The sequence below is a fragment of the Roseateles aquae genome, from assembly GCF_032337115.1.
Lineage (GTDB): Bacteria > Pseudomonadota > Gammaproteobacteria > Burkholderiales > Burkholderiaceae_C > Roseateles_C > Roseateles_C aquae.
The window spans coordinates 552,324-568,835 of the sequence record NZ_JAVXZY010000001.1; the positions used below are offsets into that span (position 1 = coordinate 552,324).

A 16,512-nucleotide genomic window follows, 5' to 3' on the forward strand; every position below is an offset into this window, starting at 1 on the left:
CTGCGCGACTCATGCTGGTTTGGGGCGACTCAGCGCCCCAGCAGCCCGCCGGCCCAGATCACCGCCGAACCGGCCAGCACACCCAGGCTCAGCAGCGTGATCAGCGCGCACAGGCGCAGCAGCAGCGAATGCACCTGCCCGCCTGCCGCACGCCGCCGCACCTCGCGCCGCCCGCGCACGATGGCGATCAGCGTGATCAGCACCAGAAACGCCAACATGCCGGTCGCCGGCGTCAGGAAATTGTCGCGGCAGGACTGCAGACAGTTGACCGACAGCCGGTACAGCGGCAAGAGCTGCACGACGGCCAGGAAGCAGGCCACAAAAGGCGCTTCTGAGACTTCCTCTTCCGCCTCTTCGAAACGGTAGAGCGGCATCGCACCCGAAGGACGCCATCCCAAGGCGCCATCCAGCGCCGCGCCGCAGTGGACACAGCCCAAGGCCTTGCTGCCCAACTCAGCATCACAATTTGTACAGTGCACCATGGCAGCAGTGTACGAAGGGTCTGTGGCGCTTTAACCTCAGACTTACCCACATTTTTTGCTGCTTGACTGCCTCAGATCAGCTCAGGGCAAGGCCTGCCCCTCGCGCTCCTGCAGCACCCGCCACAAGACCTTGCCGGCGCCCGACTTGGGCAAGGCGTCAACGAACTCCACGATGCGCGGCACCTTGTAGGCCGCCATATGCTCGCGCGACCAGGCGATGATGTCCTCAGCCGTCGTCGTGCCGCGCGCCTCGGCCCGCAACACGACCACGGCCTTCACCGTCTCGCCGCGGTAGTCGTCCCGCGAGGCGATGATGCAGGCCTCCTGGATGGCCGGGTTCTTGTACAGCAGCAACTCCACCTCAGACGGCCAGACCTTGTAGCCGCTGGCATTGATCATCCGCTTGAGCCGGTCGGTGATGAAGAAGTAGCCTTCCTCGTCCATGCGGCCCAGATCACCGGTGCGAAAGAAGCGCTTGCCCTCGATCTCGATGAAGGCCGCCGCCGTCGCCTCAGGCTGGCGCCAATAGCCCTTGAACACCATGGGGCCGTGGGTGACGATCTCACCGACCTCGCCGACCGGCATTTCCGCCAGCGTGACCGGATCGATCACCCGCGAATCGACACCGAAGATCGGCATGCCCAGGCATTGCAGCTTGGCCCGCTCGGGCGGATTGGCGTGTGAGGGCGCGGCCGTCTCGGTCAGGCCATAGCCTTCGGCGAAGGTCAGGCCGAACTCCTGTTGCAGCCGCTCGGCCACCGCCTGCGGCATCGCCGCACCGCCACCGCTCAGGTAGAACAGGCTGGAGAGGTCGAAACGCTTGTAGTTGGGGCTGCCGAACAGATCAATGATCATCGTCGGAATGCAGGTCCAGTGCGTGACCCGGTAGCGCGAGATCAGCTGACCGGCCAGCTCGCGATCCCAGCGCGGCATGATCACCAGCGTCATGCACTGGTAGACCGGCCCCAGCACGCCATACAGCATGCCGGTGATATGGAACATCGGCACAACGGCCAGGCCGACCGACTCGGCCGAGGCCATGCCCCATTGCGCGCCGCCACAGGCATTGGCCATCAGCGTGCGGTTGCTGTGCATGCAGCCCTTGGGCAGGCCGGTGGTGCCCGAGGTATAAGGCAGCAAGGCCAGATCGTCAGCCTGCGCCGTGTGCGGGCCGGGGCGCTGACCCGCAGCAAGCGCATCGACCCAGTGCTGGGCCCCGGCTGGCAACGCCGGCTCGGCCAGCAGCCATTGCCGCATCGCCTCGGGCAAGCCCAGTTCGCTGGGAATGCCGTCGGGCGGCAAGGCATCGGCATAGCTGGTCACCAGCAAGGCCCGGAGCCGTTGCTCGGCCGGCAGCGCCTCGTTAGCCGCTGCGACGATGGCCGCGAGATCGGCGCTGCAGATCACCACCTTGGTTTCGGGATCGCGGATGTAGTGCCCGAACTCGTCGACCCGGTTCATCGGATTCACCGGCACCGCCACCGCATTGGCCCGGTTGATGGCGTAGAACGCGACCAGAAACTGCGGGCAGTTCTGCATGAACAAGGCGACCCGATCGCCGGCCTGAACACCCTGCGCCTGCAGCCAGCCGGCGAGCGCCAGGGCCTGGCGCTCCAGTTCGGCATAGCTCAGCGCGGCGCCGCAGTAGAGGGTTGCCGTCTTGTCGGGATGGCGACGCGCCGCGACTTCCAGGTTGAACCACAGCGAGGTCGCCGGGATTTCCAACTCGCGCGGCAGCCGGCGCGGCCAGTGGCTGCGGGCCATCGCGCGCTGCTCGGGGCGAACCAGGGGCGAAACGGTGGCTGGCATGACGTCTCCTTTTGTTCTTGCGACCATCTTGCGACCATCTTGCTTCCAGGCGGCGCACCGCGCTTGTCGCCGCGGCGACAGCCTGCGGGAAAGCCAGCAATCGGGGCCTGCGGCAACAGCGCTTGCCAGTTATTAAACATACGATTAATAATTCACCCATGCCACGCCCGTCCCAAGCCCAGGACAAGGCCCTGCTCGAAGCCGGGCAGCGGCTCTATATCGAACTGGGCTGTGCCGGGCTGTCGGTGCGGCGCCTGGCAGAAGCGGCCGGGGTCAACCCGGCCATGGTTCACTACCACTTCGGCAGCAAGGCCGGCTTTCTGCGCAGCCTGCTGCAGCAGTACTACGAGCAGATGTTTGCCTCGCTCAGCGGCGAGGCCGCCAGCCAAGGCAGCGCATTGCAGAGGTTACGCGCCTGCCTGGCCGCGCTGGCCGGCTTCGTGTCGCAGCATCGGCAGCTGATCGGCCGGCTCTGGGCCGACGCGCAAGCCGGCGAAACCGTGGCACTGGAATTCATGCGCGCCAATGCCCCCCGCCACCTCGGCCTGCTGATGGAGTTGATCAGCGAAGCGCAGGCCGCCGGCGAGCTGCGCGCCGCGCCGCTGCTGTCCACCTTTGCCTATCTGATCGGCGCCGTTGTCGCGCCGCTGCTGCTGGCCGGCGGCGCGCTGCGCCTGGGTGTCGCGCCGGCGCCGCTGAGCGGCCTGATCGAGGCCCAGGTGCTGTCGGGCGAGGCCATCGCGGCTCGCATCGAACTGGCACTGGCCGCCTTGGCGCCTCACGTTCCCGGAGATTGATGATGCTGATGTCACCTGCACGCCCGGCCACTGCGGCGCTGATCACCCTGCTGGCGGCCTTGCCAGGCTGCTCAAAGCCCGATACCGCGGGCTGGACCGGCTACGCCGAGGGCGAAACGCTTTACCTGGCCGCGCCCGTGGCCGGGCGTCTGAGCCAGCTGGCGGTGGAGCAAGGCCAGGCGGTGGTCGACAGGCAGTTGCTCTTCACGCTGGACCCGGGCCCGGAGACCGCGCTCAGCGCCGAGGCCCAGGCCCGTGCCGACAGCGCCCGCGCCCAGGCCCTTGATGCCGACAAAGGTCGACGCCGTGAGGAGCTGGCGATCACCGAAGCCCAGCTGCGTCAGGCCCGCGCGCAGTTGGACCTGGCCCGAGCCGACGCACAGCGCCAGCAGCAACTGCAGGATCAGGGTTTTGTCGCCCGTGCCCGCGCCGACGATGCCGCCACCGTCCTGCGCCAGGCCCAGGCCCGCGTCACCGAACTGGAAGCCGCGTTGCAAAGCGCCAGGCTGCCGGCCCGCGACGACGCACGTGCCGCCGCGCAGGCCTTGGCTCGCGCTGCCAGCAGCGCCAAGGCGCAGAGCGACTGGCGGATGGCACAGCTGCAGCAGGCGGCCCCTCAGAGTGGGCGCATCACGGCGGTCTACTACCGGCCCGGCGAATGGGTCAATGCCGGACAGCCGGTACTGGCGCTGCTGCCTCCGGCGCAGCGCAAGGCCCGGTTCTATGTACCTGAGCCCGCGCTGGGCCAGCTGGCGCTGCAACAGCGTGTGCTGCTGAGCTGTGACGGCTGCCCGGCTGCCGTGCCTGCGCGCATCAGCTATATCGCGCCGCAGGCCGAATACACCCCGCCGGTGCTGTACTCGAACCAGCAGCGCGCCAAGCTGGTCTTCATGGTCGAGGCCAGGCCCGAGCAGGTGCAGGAGGCCGAGCGCCTGCACCCGGGTCAGCCCCTGGACGTCAGGCTGGCGCCATGAGCAGCCTGCTGGCCATCGATGTACGCGGCCTGTCCAAGCGCTACGGCGGACGTGCCGTCGTCGACCTGGTCGATTTGCAGCTGGCCCCGGGTCGCATCTGCGGCTTTCTTGGCCCCAACGGCAGCGGCAAGACGACGACGATACGGATGCTGTGCGGGCTGCTGACCCCAGACGCGGGCGAAGGCCATTGCCTGGGTCTGGATTTCCGCCGTGACGCGGTAGCGATCAAGCGCCAGGTCGGCTACATGACGCAGAAGTTCGGCCTTTACGAGGACCTGAGCATCCGCGAGAACCTGGACTTCGTCGCCCGGCTGTTTGGCATGCCGCAACGCCAGGCTGCGGTCGACCGGGCGCTTGAGCGGCTGGGCCTGGCCAGCCGGCAGAAGCAACTGGCCGGCACCCTGTCGGGCGGCTGGAAGCAGCGCCTGGCACTGGCGGCCTGCCTGCTGCACGAGCCCAAGCTCTTGCTGCTGGACGAACCGACAGCCGGCGTCGACCCCAAGGCGCGCCGCGATTTCTGGGACGAGATCCACCGCCTCGCCCAGCAGGAAGGCATCACCGTGCTGGTCTCCACCCACTATATGGACGAGGCCGAGCGCTGCCACGAGCTGGTCTACATCGCCTATGGCCGCATCCTGGCGCGCGGCAGCGAGGCCGAGATCATTGCCGCCTCCGGGCTGCATGTGCGGGCGCTGCACGGCAGTGTGGACGCGCTGACGGTGGAGCGCCTGAAGCAGGCCGAGGGTGTGCTCAGCGTGGCCGCCTTCGGCAATGCGCTGCATATTGCTGCCCAGGATGAGGTTCTGCTCGAGCGCGCCCTGGCCGCACTGCCAGGCACCGGCACGCTGCATATCGAGCCAGCCACACCGACGCTGGAGGATGTGTTCATCAGTCTGATTGCCCGCGCTCAGGACAATTTCGCCAGCGCCGGAGGCCGATGATGGGCTTTTCATTCCCGCGCATGGCGGCGATCTTCATCAAGGAATTCCAGCAGATGCTGCGGGACCGGCTGACCTTTGGCATGGCCGTGATCATTCCCATCATGCAGCTGATCCTGTTCGGCTATGCGATCAACACCGATCCCAAGGGCCTGCCGACCGCTTTGGTCGCGCAGGACCAGGGCGAGTTCAGCCGCAGCCTGATGGCCGCGCTGCAGACCAGCGGCTATTTCCGCCTGGACCAGACGCTGGCCAGCGAGGCCGAAGCCGAGCGCCTGCTGGCAGCTGGCGAGGTGCAGTTCATGATCGTCATACCACCCGATTTCGAGCGCCGACTGGTGCGCGGCGAGCATCCGGCCCTGTTGATCAGCGCCGACGCCACCGACCCCGCGGCCAGCGGCAATGCGATCGCCGCGCTGCAGCAGCTCAGCCAGACGGCGCTGGACCCGGCCTTGCGTGGCCCGCTCAGTGCCTTGCGCAGCCGCGCTGCGCCCTTCGAGCTGCGCCTGCATCGCCGCTACAACCCAGAGGGCCTGTCGCGCTACAACATCGTCCCCGGCCTGATCGGCACCATCCTGACGATGACCATGGTGATGCTGACCGCGCTGGCCATGACCCGCGAGCGCGAGCGCGGCACGATGGAAAACCTGCTGGCCACGCCGGTCACGCCGCTGGAGGTGATGGTCGGCAAGATCCTGCCCTATGTCGTGATCGGCTATGTGCAGCTGGGCGTCATCATGAGCGCCGCCTGGCTGTTGTTCGAGGTGCCGATGCAGGGCAGCCTCGCACTGCTGCTGGGCCTGATCGGCGTCTTCATGCTGGCCAATCTGGGCGTCGGTTTCACCTTCTCGACGCTGGCCAAGAATCAGCTGCAGGCACTGCAGATGACCTTCTTCTTCTTTCTGCCGTCCATCCTGCTGTCGGGCTTCATGTTCCCCTTCCGCGGCATGCCGCGCTGGGCCCAATGGCTGGGCGAGGCCTTGCCGCTGACGCATTTCCTGCGCATCGTGCGCGGCATCATGCTCAAGGGCAGCGATCTGCCGCTGCTGCTGCCCGAGCTGTGGCCTCTGCTGGCCTTTCTCTTCGTCGCCGGCGCAGTGGCGCTTGCCCGCTACCGAAGGACGCTGGATTGAATCGGCAGGGGCATGCAGGCCGCTGCGCGCATGCCGCCTAGAATCGGCGTTCCCTTCCGCATCCTGCAGTCCCTTCGCCATGTCTTCAACGATTCTTCAGCACATCCCCGCCGGCCAGAAGGTCGGCATCGCCTTCTCTGGTGGCCTGGACACCAGCGCCGCGCTGCACTGGATGCGCAACAAGGGCGCGATTCCCTACGCCTACACCGCCAACCTCGGCCAGCCCGACGAGCCGGACTACGACGCCATCCCGCGCAAGGCGATGGAGTACGGTGCCGAGAAGGCCGTGCTGGTCGACTGCCGCGCCCAGCTGGTTCATGAAGGCATTGCCGCGCTGCAAAGCGGCGCCTTCCACATCAGCACCGCCGGCGTCACCTACTTCAACACCACGCCGATCGGCCGCGCGGTGACCGGCACCATGCTGGTGGCCGCGATGAAGGAGGACGATGTCAACATCTGGGGCGATGGCTCGACCTTCAAGGGCAATGACATCGAGCGTTTCTACCGCTACGGTCTGCTGACCAACCCCTCGCTGAAGATTTACAAGCCCTGGCTGGACCAGACGTTCATCGATGAACTCGGCGGCCGTGCCGAGATGTCCGCCTTCATGACCAAGGCCGGCTTCGGCTACAAGATGTCGGCCGAGAAGGCCTACTCGACCGACTCCAACCTGCTCGGCGCCACCCACGAGGCCAAGGACCTGGAGCACCTGAACTCGGGCATCAAGATCGTCAATCCCATCATGGGCGTGGCCTTCTGGCGTGAGGATGTGCAGATCAAGGCCGAAGAAGTCACCGTGCGCTTTGAGGAAGGCCAGCCGGTGGCACTCAATGGCGTCGAGTACAGCGACCCGGTCGCCCTGCTGCTGGAAGCCAACCGCATCGGTGGCCGCCATGGCCTGGGCATGAGCGACCAGATCGAGAACCGCATCATCGAGGCCAAGAGCCGCGGCATCTACGAGGCCCCAGGCCTCGCCCTGCTCTACATCGCCTACGAGCGCCTGGTCACCGGCATCCACAACGAGGACACGATCGAGCAGTACCGCGAAAGCGGCCGCAAGCTCGGCCGCCTGCTTTACCAGGGTCGCTGGTTCGACCCGCAAGCCATCATGCTGCGCGAAGCCGCCCAGCGCTGGGTGGCGCGCGCCGTCACCGGCGAAGTCACGCTGGAACTGCGCCGCGGCAACGACTACTCGCTGCTGGACACCAGGAGCGCCAACCTGACCTACAAGCCCGAGCGTCTGTCGATGGAAAAGGTCGAGGACGCGCCTTTCTCGCCGGCCGACCGCATCGGTCAGCTGACGATGCGCAATCTGGACATCGTCGACACGCGAGACAAGCTGACGACCTATGCCCAGGTCGGCCTGCTCTCGCCCGGCAACGCCTCCAGCCTGCCGCAGCTGAAGGACAGCAGCAAGGCCTGACCCCGCGCGCTGCCGCCGAAGGGCCTCGCTTTCAGCTCCTGCCGGGCTGATCGCGAGGTTTTTTTCCATCTAGAGCAGGATGGGTTCCGGCTCCAGCCGGATACCGAAGCGGCCGTAGACGCTTTCCTGAATCGCCCGGGCCAGCGTTACCACCTCGGCGCCACGCGCCTCGCCGCGATTGACCAGCACCAGGGCCTGGCGCTCATAGACCGCCGCACCGCCGACCGCCTTGCCCTTCCAGCCGCAGGCATCGATCAGCCAACCGGCGGCCAGCTTGACCGTGCCGTCAGGCATCGGATAGTGAACGATGCCGGGGTCGCGATCAATGATGTCGCGACACTGTTCGGCGCTGACCACCGGATTCTTGAAAAAACTGCCGGCATTGCCGATCACCGCCGGGTCTGGCAGCTTAGCGCGGCGGATCTCGCAGACCCAGTCGAAGATCTGCCGGGCGCTGGGCGCCGAGATGCCGGTTTCGGCCATCTTGCGCTCCAGATCGAGGTAGCCCAGCACCGGCTGCCAGGGCTTGGGGCAGCGTAGCCGCACCCGGGTGATCACGCTCTTGCCGGCCAGCCCGCCGAAATCGCTGCGCTTGAAGACGCTGTCTCGGTAGCCGAAACGGCAGACCGAGGCCGGAATCAGCGCGCGCCGTCCCGTCACCAGGTCCACCACCTCGATGCTGTCGACGCGATCTTTCAGTTCGACCCCATAGGCGCCAATGTTCTGCACCGGCGCCGCACCCACGGTGCCAGGGATCAAGGCCAGGTTTTCCAGCCCGCCAATGCCCTGCTCAATACTCCAGCGCACCAGTTCATGCCAGGGCACGCCGGCACCTGCCTCGATAATGAAGGCGTCTTCGCGCTCTTCCAGCAAGCGAAGCCCCGGTATTTCCATTTTCAGCACCACGGCCTCGACATCGCGCGTCAGCACGATATTGCTGCCGCCACCGAGCACGAATTTCGGTGCACGGCCGTAGTCAGGGTGGTCGACGACCCGGCGCACATCGGCTTCCGAGCGGATGCGCACCAGTCGCCGTGCCAGTGCCGGCAGGCCGAAGGTGTTGTAGGGCTTGAGATTGACCTCGAATTCCGTATTCAGGGTCACTTCAGGCATCTGCCCATTTGAGGGATTTACAGCGGGCTCTTGCATGGCAGAATTTTCCCAGATCCACCGGGTGCCCCCCGCCCGTAACCGATAAAAAAGAATATGCCCAGCTTTGACACCAAACTCGAACCGAATATGGTCAACATCGGCCATGGCGTTGACAACAGCAAGAAAGAGATCGCCACGCGATTCGATTTCAAGGGCACCAGCGCCAGCGTCGAGCTGAAAGAGAAGGAAAAGGAAATCCACGCCATCGGCGACAGCGACTTCCAGATCGAGCAGATCGAGGCCGTGCTCTACGGCAAGCTGACCAAGCAAGGCGTCGTCATCGGCTTCCTCGACAAGCAGGACAAGCTTGAAAAGCTCGGCGGCGACAAGGTCCGCCAGGTCTACAAGATCCGCAATGGCATCGAGGCCGATCTGGCCAAGAAGATCGTCGCCGCGGTCAAGGAGAGCAAGCTCAAGGTGCAGGCCTCCATCCAGGGCGATGTGGTGCGCATCACCGGCAAGAACCGCGACGACCTGCAGGTGGCCATTGCCATGCTGAAGAAGGAGTTCGCGGACAAGCCCTTCGAATACACCAACTTCCGCGACTGAGCATGAAAGCCTCCGCGGCGCTGGCTGCCCTGTCCCTGCTCGTTCTGGGCTTTTCCCCTGTTCACGCCGAGCCCAGCGTCAGCCTCAACGGCAGCCTGGGCAGCAAGGCGGCGCTGCTGGTGATTGACGGCGAGGCGCGCACCATCAGCGTCGGCCAGACGGTCCAGGGCGTGCGCCTGCTCTCGGTCGACGATGGCTCGGTGCAGATCGAGTTGGGCGGGCGCCGCCAGGTGCTGCAGCTGGGCGCTGCGCCGGTACGACTGGGCAATGGCGCAGCCGGCCAACCTGCCGGTCGCAAGGTCGTGCTCGCCTCCGGGCCGGGTGGACATTTCACCACCGTCGGCAGCATCAACGGGCACAGCAGCGAGTTCCTGATCGATACCGGCGCCACCAGCGTCTCGATCAGCCAGGCCGAGGCCGAGAAGATCGGCCTGCGCTACCGTGAGGGCACGCGCATCATGACGCAGACCGCCAATGGCGCCGTCCCCGCCCATTTGCTCACGCTGGCCTCGGTGCGCATCGGCGATGTTGAGGTGCGCAATGTCGAGGCCATCGTGCTGCCGGCGCAAATGAGCCATGTGCTGCTGGGCAACAGCTTTTTGACCCGTTTCCAGATGCGTCGTGAGAATGACACGATGACGCTGGATCTGCGCTACTGAGACGACCAGGCCGTCCGGCGGCGGGAGAAATCCCCGTCACCGTGCGTTGACTCCTGCCGTGACGCGATACAGCCGCCTCGGCTCCGCGATACTCGGCCACCTGCCCGGATGGCGCCCGCTGCTGAGCCTGTCCGAGCGATCCAGAACCGAAAGTGCCGCAAGCCCCATGACTCAAGCTTTCTCGCCCAACAAGCACCCGATGCCGCGCACCGCTCGGCCCTTGCTCACCGCGATGCTCTTGCTCAGCCTGGCCGGTCTGGCCCCGGCCACGCCCGAGAAGGCAGCGAAGTTCTATGAGGACGCGCTGCAGCGCTATGAGAAGGGCGATCTGGAAGGTGCCACCATCCAGCTGAAGAACACGATTCAGCAAGACAACAAGATGCTGGCCGCCCACCTGCTGCTCGGCAAGGTGCTGCTCAAGGTCGGTGAGCTCAAGGGTGCTGAAGCGGCGTTCGAGGAGGCGCTCAAGCAAGGTGTCAGCCGCAATGAAGTGGCCATTCCACTGGGCCAGCTCTACCTGCTGCTGGGCGAACGCAAGAAGCTGCTCGACGAATTGACCGTTCAAAGCCTGTTGCCTGCCTTGCAGCCCGAGGTATTGACCTTGCGAGGTACCGCTTATGCAATGAGCGGCAACATCACCTTGGCGACCAAAAGCTTCAGCGATGCCAAGGCGCTCGACCCACGCTCCGCTTCTCCCTTCATTGCCGAAGCCTTGATGTACCTGCGAGCCGGCGAGCGCGACAAGGCCAAGGCCAGTGCCAGCCGTGCGACCGAACTAGGCGCTGACAAGCCCGCTGCCTGGTATACGCTGGGCACGGTGCTCTATGCGATGCAGGATTACAAAGGTTCGGCCACTGCGCAGGAGAAAGCGCTGGCGCTGGACAAAAAGCATATTGACGCGCGCGTCGGCCACGCGTTTGCGCTGCTCAGCCTGGGCCGTGAGAAAGAGGCTTCGACGGATCTGGCGCTGCTGAAGGAATGGGAAGTCAGCGATCCGCGCGCGTCCTATATGCGCGCCCTGCTGGCGACGCGGGCTGGTGATGCTGCCGCGGCAAAGACCAACTATGCCGAGGCGGTTGACCAGATCGACGCACTACCGCCCGGCCTGGTTGCTGGCGATGAGCCGCTGATGATGGCCGGTGCGCTATCGCACCATGCATTGGGCAATTTGGAGAAGGCGCGTGAATACCTGCGCACCATCCTCACGCTGAACCCCAAGCACTATGTCGGGCAGATGCTGCTGGCCTCGATTGCCGTGCAGTCCAAGGACTTCACGCTTGCCGTCCCCATCCTTGAGACCATGCTGCGCAACAACCCTGACGACACGCAGGCGCTCTACATGATGGGATCCATCCAGCTGGCCCGCAAACGCTATCCGCAGGCCAGCGAGCTGTTCGAGCGCGCCGCCGCCAAGAGCAACAGCGCCGACGCCGTGCGCGAACTGGGCTTCAGCCAGCTGGGCCTTGGGCTGGACAAGCAGGGCCTGAGCAATCTGGAAAAAGCCTATGCCGCCAATCCGGCCGACACCCGCTCTGGCGTGCAGCTGGCGCTGACCTTCGCACGTCAGGGGCAAAGCGCCAAGGCATTGCAGATTGCCGAGACCATCGTCAAGCGCGAGCCGGACAACCTGACGATGATCAACTTCCTCGGCAACGTTCGCGGCCGTATCGGCGACAAGGCCGGCGCCCGCGCCGCCTTCCAGCAGGTGCTGGCCAAGGACCCGGCCTTCCGTCCGGCAGGCATCAATCTGAGCTGGCTGGACATCGAGGAAAGGCGCTTTGACGAAGCGCGGACACGACTGACGCAGATGCTCACCCGCATGAAGGACGACCCCGACGTGCTGTTTGAACTGGGCACACTGGAATTGCGCGCCGGTCGCCCCGCTGAAGCCCTGCGCCAATGGCAAAAGGCCGACGATGTGCAGCGCCAGGACCCGCGCCCAGGGTTGGCGATGATTGACTACTACAGCAGCCAGCGCCAGGTCGACAAGGCGCTGGAGACCGCCAAAATGCTGGCCGGCAAGCAGCCCAGCAAATTCGCCGTGCAGTTGGCGCTGGGCCGCGCCTACCTGGCCGCCGGCGAATCAACCAATGCCCGCCTCAGCTTGCAGGAAGCCACCAGGCTGGCCGAGTTCGACGCCGACAAGCAGGTTGCCATCGGTCGTATGCAATTGATGGCCGGCGGTATCGACCAGGCCAGCTACAACGTCCAGAAAGCCCTGCAAGCCAAGCCTGACGATCTGCAGGCGCTGGTGCTGCAGACTGAGATCGAAGGTCGGCGCGGTGACGCCGCCAAGATCGATGCAGCGCTCAAGACCTTGCAGGCCAAGCATCCGGGCACCGTACCCACCTTGCTGACCACCGGCCACGTCGCCTTCTCGCGAGGCCAATTTGCCGCCGCCCAGCTGGCTTACCGTGCTGCCATGGATAAGGCACCGGAAACCAGCGTCGTACTGCTGCTGGTGCAAGCCCAGATTGCTGGCGGCGAAACCGACAAGGCTCTGCAATCGCTGGAGAGCTGGACCAAGAAAAGGCCTGATGACAAGCTCAGTCTGCGCGCATTGGCCGAGGTGCAGCTGCAAGCCGGCAAGATGGACCAGGCGCGCAAGAGCTTCGCGCAAGTCGTCGCCCTGGAACCGGACAATGCCAGCACGGTGGCCGCTTACGCCGCCCTGCTGCAGCGACTCAACGACGCTGGCGCCGTTGCCGCCGCCGAAAAGGCCGTCAAACTGGCGCCGAATGATGCCGAAGTCAATGATGTGATGGGCTGGATCCTGCTGCAGCGCGGCGACAAGGAGGGTGGCTTGCGCTTTCTCCGTGAAGCGCGTTTGCGCAACCCAACCAGCGGTGAGATTCGCCTTCACCTGGCCTATGCATTGGCCAAGAGTGGGCGCAAGGCCGAGGCGCGCGACGAACTGGCGGCAGCTCAGAGCTCACCAGTGAAGCCGCAGCCCGCGGAGGAATTGGCCCGCGCCCGTCGCGAGTTAGGTCTCTGATTTGAGCGCCCCTGTCGGCATTTTTTACAGCCAAACAGTTTCCTATCGCCAACGAACGGAAACTTCAGTCAAATCAAGAGGATGGAAACTCAGGCACAAATATTGCTTAGTTTCCATTGAATCCTTTCCGTGACTGAGGCAGCAAGCGAGAACGTGAAGTTTGTGCAATCCCTGTCGAACTCCCCCGGTTCGCGGGATAGGCGAGAAAGCACAGCCTGTTACGCTCGCGACCAAGTGCTCGGTAGTCCAAGAATCAAGTTCCAAAAGGTTGTCATGCAAACAAACACTGCTCATCAAGTCGGCTCTCTGGCGCGCTTCAGCGCGATGGCGCTGGCAAGCGTGATTGCGCTGGGCGCCTCGTCGCAAGCCTACGCCACCAGTTCGCTGAGCTGGCAGACACCGTCGAACAACAAGACGCTGACCGAAACGCTGAAGTTTGGCAGCCTGGCGGCCAAGAGCACCTCACTGGGTGCGATGGGTGTCACCGACGGCGTGGACAACTTCTGGGTCTATTGCCTGGATCCGTTGACAACCGCTGCGTTGACGGCGACCTACAACACCACCAGTCTGTCGAACTTCATCACCGGCGGTGGCTACACGGCGCTCTATACGAACACCACCTACAAGACGGCCGTGTCCTACGGCGTGCAGAACACGGCCACCGTGCTGAGCAAGCTGCAAGATCTGTATTCGCATGCCTATGCTGACAGCCTGAGCAATTCGACCAAGTCCGCAGCGTTCCAGTACGCCGTATGGGAAATTGAAGGCGATACCGGCTATAGCAGCACCGCCGGCGGCCTGAAGTACACCTCGGCTGATTCGGGCTTTGTCACCCAGGTCAACGCCTATCTTGCCGCACTGAACAGCGGCAACTGGACCAGCGTGAATGGGTCCAACTTGGGTAGCACCAGCGCCTATACCTACACCGTCTACACGCCGACCGGCGCCTCACAGACTTTCCTGCGCGTCACGGCTGGCAAGACTCCCGAACCGGGCTCGCTGGCATTGGCAGGCCTGGCATTGTTCGGCGTGGTTTACACCCGCCGCAAGGGCAGCAAGGCCTGAACTGTCTTGCGTCTGGAGATGAGGCGATGATCTGCCTCTCGCCGCAAGAGAAAAGCGACCTCCGGGTCGCTTTTTTACTTGGTGGGCATCAGACCGTGGGGGCGCGCCAGATCGGGTTCACAAGCAGCAGCCCGCTCCAGCGGCTGCCCTTGTACCTGTCAACGCTCAGGCCGCTGCGTAGATCGCCACGTCCGGCCGCTCGCCAAGCCGCACATAGCCCCGGTACATGCCCTCGGTATTGAAGGGCATCGCCACCTCGCCCCGCGCGCTGACGGCAATCAGGCCACCGCGCCCCCCATTGCTCGGTAGCTTGTCCATCACAACCCGCCTCGCCGCCTGCTCAAGCGACAACCCGGCATAGGCCATCAACGCTGCCACATCATGAGCCGCACAGGCACGAATGAAGGCCTCGCCGGTACCGGTGCAAGACACCGCGACTGTCGCGTCGTCGGCATAGCAACCGGCGCCGATGATGGGCGAATCACCGACCCTCCCGACCTGCTTGTTGGTCATGCCACCGGTGGAGGTCGCAGCGGCAAGATGCCCCGCCGCGTCCATGGCGACTGCGCCCACCGTACCGAACTTATTCTGCTCATCGAGCGGAGCAGCCGGCGGCGTGACAAAGCTCAGCGCCTGTCCATCATGGTCGAGCAGGCCACCGCGAGCCGCGGCCTGCGCGCGCCGCAACTGAAGCAGCCGGCTTTCCGTGCCGAACCATGAGGGATCAACCTGCTCCAGGCCGTGGCTGGCAGCAAATCGGTCTGCCGCGTCGCCGATGAACATCAGATGCTCGCTGTGCCGCATCACGGCCAGCGCCGCCAGCACCGGATTGCGCGTGCAGCGCAAGCCCGCCACGGCGCCGGCCTGCCGGGTCTGCCCGTCCATCACACTGGCGTCCAGTTCATGGCTCGCATCCGCGGTATAGACCGCGCCGCGCCCAGCATTGAACAGCTCGCATTCTTCTAGCCGACGCACCGCCTCAACCACCACCTCCACCGCCAGTGCACCTTCGGCCAGCATCGCTTGACCTGCCCGCAGGATTTCATCCAGCGCATGGCGGTAGCGCTGCTCCTCCTCGGCGCTGATGGCGCTGCGCAGCAGCGTGCCGGCCCCGCCGTGGATCGCCAGCACCGGCCGGCGATCACCAATGCCAACTGCCGTCGTTTGTACACTCATCCGATGTCTCCTTCCGCAGCACCGGCAGGCGGCCGGTGATTCAAGCGCGTGGCAGCATACAGGCAGCCGTGCAAGGCTGGCGTGTCTCTGCAGGGACAGGCAAAAACGAACGATCGTGCTAAAACGACGGCCAGCAAGCAGCTCACCCTCCATACCGCCTGCATCGTTTCGAGGACATCGCATGGATCTGAACTTCACCGAGGAAGAACTGGCCTTTCGCGCCGAGATTCGAGCCTGGGTTGCCGCCCATCTGCCCGCCGACATCAGCCACAAGGTGCACAACGCGCTGCGGCTGTCCAAAGACGATTTGCAGCGCTGGGCCAAGATCCTGGGCAAGCAAGGTTGGCATGGCTGGGCCTGGCCCAAGCAGTTTGGTGGCCCGGGCTGGAATGCGGTGCAGCGACATCTGTTCGAAGAGGAATGTGCCTTGGCCGGCGCGCCGCGGGTCGTGCCCTTTGGACCGGTGATGGTGGCACCGGTGATCATGGCCTTCGGCACGCCGGAGCAGCAGCAGCGCCATCTGCCCGGCATCATGAGCGGGGAGGTCTGGTGGAGCCAGGGCTATAGCGAGCCAGGCTCGGGCTCCGACCTCGCGTCGGTCAAGACCCGCGCCGAGCGGCGCGGCGATCACTACATCGTCAATGGCCAGAAGACCTGGACCACCTTGGGCCAGTACGGCGACTGGATCTTCTGCCTGGTGCGTACCGACAGCAGCGTCAAGCCGCAGGCCGGCATCTCCTTCCTGCTGATCGACATGAAGTCGCCGGGCGTGACGGTGCGGCCCATCATCATGCTGGACGGCGAGCATGAGGTGAACGAAGTGTTCTTCGACAACGTCGAGGTCCCGGTCGAGAACCTGGTGGGCGAGGAAAACAAGGGCTGGACCTATGCCAAATACCTGCTGGCCCATGAGCGCACCAATATCGCCGACGTCAACCGTGCCAAGCGCGAGTTGGAGCGCCTGAAGCGCATCGCCCGCGCCGAGGGCGTCGATGAGGACGCGCGCTTGCGCGACCAGATCGCGCTGCTGGAGGTCGACATCATCGCGCTGGAGATGATGGTGCTGCGTGTGCTCTCCGCCGAGAAGAGCGGCAAGCAGAGCCTTGATGTGGCCGGCCTCTTGAAGATTCGCGGCAGCGAGATCCAGCAGCGCTACGCCGAGCTGATGATGCTGGCCGCCGGGCCCTATGCCCTGCCCTATATCCACGACGCCATGGAAGCCGGCTGGCAGGGTGATCACGTTGGCGCCGCGCACTGCGCGCCCCTGGCCAGCCACTACTTCAACTACCGCAAGACGACGATTTACGGCGGCTCCAACGAGGTGCAGCGAAACATCGTTGCACAGACGCTGCTGGGCTGA

General features: G+C 64.9%; 14 protein-coding genes. 10 read left to right on the forward strand and 4 right to left on the reverse strand.

The features are described 5' to 3' along the window. Positions 1 to 29: 29 nt before the first annotated feature. Both RQP53_RS02425 and RQP53_RS02430 read right to left on the reverse strand, forming a co-directional pair. The gene (locus tag RQP53_RS02425; RefSeq protein WP_315648425.1) at positions 30 to 482 is read right to left on the reverse strand and encodes a hypothetical protein; all 453 of its coding nucleotides are present in this window, start codon (positions 480 to 482) and stop codon (positions 30 to 32) included. 81 nt (positions 483 to 563) lie between these two features. Continuing rightward, a complete protein-coding gene (locus tag RQP53_RS02430; RefSeq protein WP_315649182.1) occupies positions 564 to 2,246 on the reverse strand; it encodes a long-chain fatty acid--CoA ligase in 1,683 nt (560 codons plus the stop codon). A 203-nt stretch (positions 2,247 to 2,449) separates the two neighbouring features. Here RQP53_RS02430 and RQP53_RS02435 point away from each other — a divergent pair, with 203 nt between their 5' ends. From RQP53_RS02435 to argG, 5 genes are all read left to right on the forward strand, one after another. Beyond that, entirely contained in the window at positions 2,450 to 3,088 is a 639-nt protein-coding gene (locus tag RQP53_RS02435) for a TetR/AcrR family transcriptional regulator (RefSeq protein WP_315648426.1), read from the forward strand. 2 nt (positions 3,089 to 3,090) lie between these two features. Further along, on the forward strand, positions 3,091 to 4,062 hold the full coding sequence (locus RQP53_RS02440) for an HlyD family secretion protein (RefSeq protein WP_315648427.1): 972 nt from the start codon (positions 3,091 to 3,093) through the stop codon (positions 4,060 to 4,062). After that, positions 4,059 to 5,003 carry an ABC transporter ATP-binding protein gene (locus tag RQP53_RS02445; protein ID WP_315648428.1) on the forward strand — a complete coding sequence of 315 codons (945 nt, stop codon included), beginning with the start codon at positions 4,059 to 4,061 and terminating at the stop codon, positions 5,001 to 5,003. Before RQP53_RS02440 ends, RQP53_RS02445 begins: the two co-directional genes overlap by 4 nt. Then, positions 5,003 to 6,133: an ABC transporter permease gene (locus RQP53_RS02450; protein ID WP_315648429.1), complete on the forward strand. Its 1,131-nt coding sequence runs from the start codon at positions 5,003 to 5,005 to the stop codon at positions 6,131 to 6,133. The genes RQP53_RS02445 and RQP53_RS02450 overlap by 1 nt, the downstream gene beginning before the upstream one ends. Before the next feature lie 79 nt (positions 6,134 to 6,212). After that, positions 6,213 to 7,556: an argininosuccinate synthase gene (gene argG / locus RQP53_RS02455; protein ID WP_315648431.1), complete on the forward strand. Its 1,344-nt coding sequence runs from the start codon at positions 6,213 to 6,215 to the stop codon at positions 7,554 to 7,556. Between the two features lie 69 nt (positions 7,557 to 7,625). Here argG and murB read toward each other — a convergent pair whose 3' ends face one another. Beyond that, the gene (gene murB / locus RQP53_RS02460) at positions 7,626 to 8,669 is read right to left on the reverse strand and encodes a UDP-N-acetylmuramate dehydrogenase (protein ID WP_315648433.1); all 1,044 of its coding nucleotides are present in this window, start codon (positions 8,667 to 8,669) and stop codon (positions 7,626 to 7,628) included. A gap of 93 nt (positions 8,670 to 8,762) precedes the next feature. Between murB and RQP53_RS02465 the strand changes: the two genes are divergently transcribed. The 4 genes from RQP53_RS02465 to RQP53_RS02480 all read left to right on the forward strand — a co-directional run bounded on the left by RQP53_RS02465 (position 8,763) and on the right by RQP53_RS02480 (position 13,976). Then, the gene (locus tag RQP53_RS02465) at positions 8,763 to 9,257 is read left to right on the forward strand and encodes a YajQ family cyclic di-GMP-binding protein (RefSeq protein ID WP_315648435.1); all 495 of its coding nucleotides are present in this window, start codon (positions 8,763 to 8,765) and stop codon (positions 9,255 to 9,257) included. A 2-nt stretch (positions 9,258 to 9,259) separates the two neighbouring features. Beyond that, a complete protein-coding gene (locus RQP53_RS02470) occupies positions 9,260 to 9,916 on the forward strand; it encodes a retropepsin-like aspartic protease family protein (protein WP_315648437.1) in 657 nt (218 codons plus the stop codon). Between the two features lie 166 nt (positions 9,917 to 10,082). After that, positions 10,083 to 12,911 carry an XrtA/PEP-CTERM system TPR-repeat protein PrsT gene (gene prsT, locus RQP53_RS02475; protein WP_315648439.1) on the forward strand — a complete coding sequence of 943 codons (2,829 nt, stop codon included), beginning with the start codon at positions 10,083 to 10,085 and terminating at the stop codon, positions 12,909 to 12,911. Between the two features lie 273 nt (positions 12,912 to 13,184). Beyond that, a complete protein-coding gene (locus RQP53_RS02480) occupies positions 13,185 to 13,976 on the forward strand; it encodes a PEP-CTERM sorting domain-containing protein (RefSeq protein WP_315648441.1) in 792 nt (263 codons plus the stop codon). A gap of 165 nt (positions 13,977 to 14,141) precedes the next feature. On the opposite strand, the gene RQP53_RS02485 is transcribed toward RQP53_RS02480, so the two are convergent. Then, entirely contained in the window at positions 14,142 to 15,152 is a 1,011-nt protein-coding gene (locus tag RQP53_RS02485; RefSeq protein WP_315648443.1) for an isoaspartyl peptidase/L-asparaginase family protein, read from the reverse strand. 181 nt (positions 15,153 to 15,333) lie between these two features. Here RQP53_RS02485 and RQP53_RS02490 point away from each other — a divergent pair, with 181 nt between their 5' ends. After that, the gene (locus RQP53_RS02490; protein WP_315648444.1) at positions 15,334 to 16,512 is read left to right on the forward strand and encodes an acyl-CoA dehydrogenase family protein; all 1,179 of its coding nucleotides are present in this window, start codon (positions 15,334 to 15,336) and stop codon (positions 16,510 to 16,512) included.

Excerpts from the sequence above, each read along its gene's own strand:
- RQP53_RS02430 (WP_315649182.1), bottom strand. The coding sequence starts at position 2,246 with ATGGCCCGCAGCCACTGGCCGCGCCGGCTGCCGCGCGAGTTGGAAATC.
- prsT (WP_315648439.1), top strand. The coding sequence starts at position 10,083 with ATGACTCAAGCTTTCTCGCCCAACAAGCACCCGATGCCGCGCACCGCT.
- RQP53_RS02435 (WP_315648426.1), top strand. The coding sequence starts at position 2,450 with ATGCCACGCCCGTCCCAAGCCCAGGACAAGGCCCTGCTCGAAGCCGGG.
- RQP53_RS02465 (WP_315648435.1), top strand. The coding sequence starts at position 8,763 with ATGCCCAGCTTTGACACCAAACTCGAACCGAATATGGTCAACATCGGC.
- RQP53_RS02440 (WP_315648427.1), top strand. The coding sequence starts at position 3,091 with ATGCTGATGTCACCTGCACGCCCGGCCACTGCGGCGCTGATCACCCTG.
- argG (WP_315648431.1), top strand. The coding sequence starts at position 6,213 with ATGTCTTCAACGATTCTTCAGCACATCCCCGCCGGCCAGAAGGTCGGC.
- RQP53_RS02450 (WP_315648429.1), top strand. The coding sequence starts at position 5,003 with ATGGGCTTTTCATTCCCGCGCATGGCGGCGATCTTCATCAAGGAATTC.
- RQP53_RS02480 (WP_315648441.1), top strand. The coding sequence starts at position 13,185 with ATGCAAACAAACACTGCTCATCAAGTCGGCTCTCTGGCGCGCTTCAGC.
- RQP53_RS02490 (WP_315648444.1), top strand. The coding sequence starts at position 15,334 with ATGGATCTGAACTTCACCGAGGAAGAACTGGCCTTTCGCGCCGAGATT.
- RQP53_RS02485 (WP_315648443.1), bottom strand. The coding sequence starts at position 15,152 with ATGAGTGTACAAACGACGGCAGTTGGCATTGGTGATCGCCGGCCGGTG.
- murB (WP_315648433.1), bottom strand. The coding sequence starts at position 8,669 with ATGCCTGAAGTGACCCTGAATACGGAATTCGAGGTCAATCTCAAGCCC.
- RQP53_RS02470 (WP_315648437.1), top strand. The coding sequence starts at position 9,260 with ATGAAAGCCTCCGCGGCGCTGGCTGCCCTGTCCCTGCTCGTTCTGGGC.
- RQP53_RS02445 (WP_315648428.1), top strand. The coding sequence starts at position 4,059 with ATGAGCAGCCTGCTGGCCATCGATGTACGCGGCCTGTCCAAGCGCTAC.
- RQP53_RS02425 (WP_315648425.1), bottom strand. The coding sequence starts at position 482 with ATGGTGCACTGTACAAATTGTGATGCTGAGTTGGGCAGCAAGGCCTTG.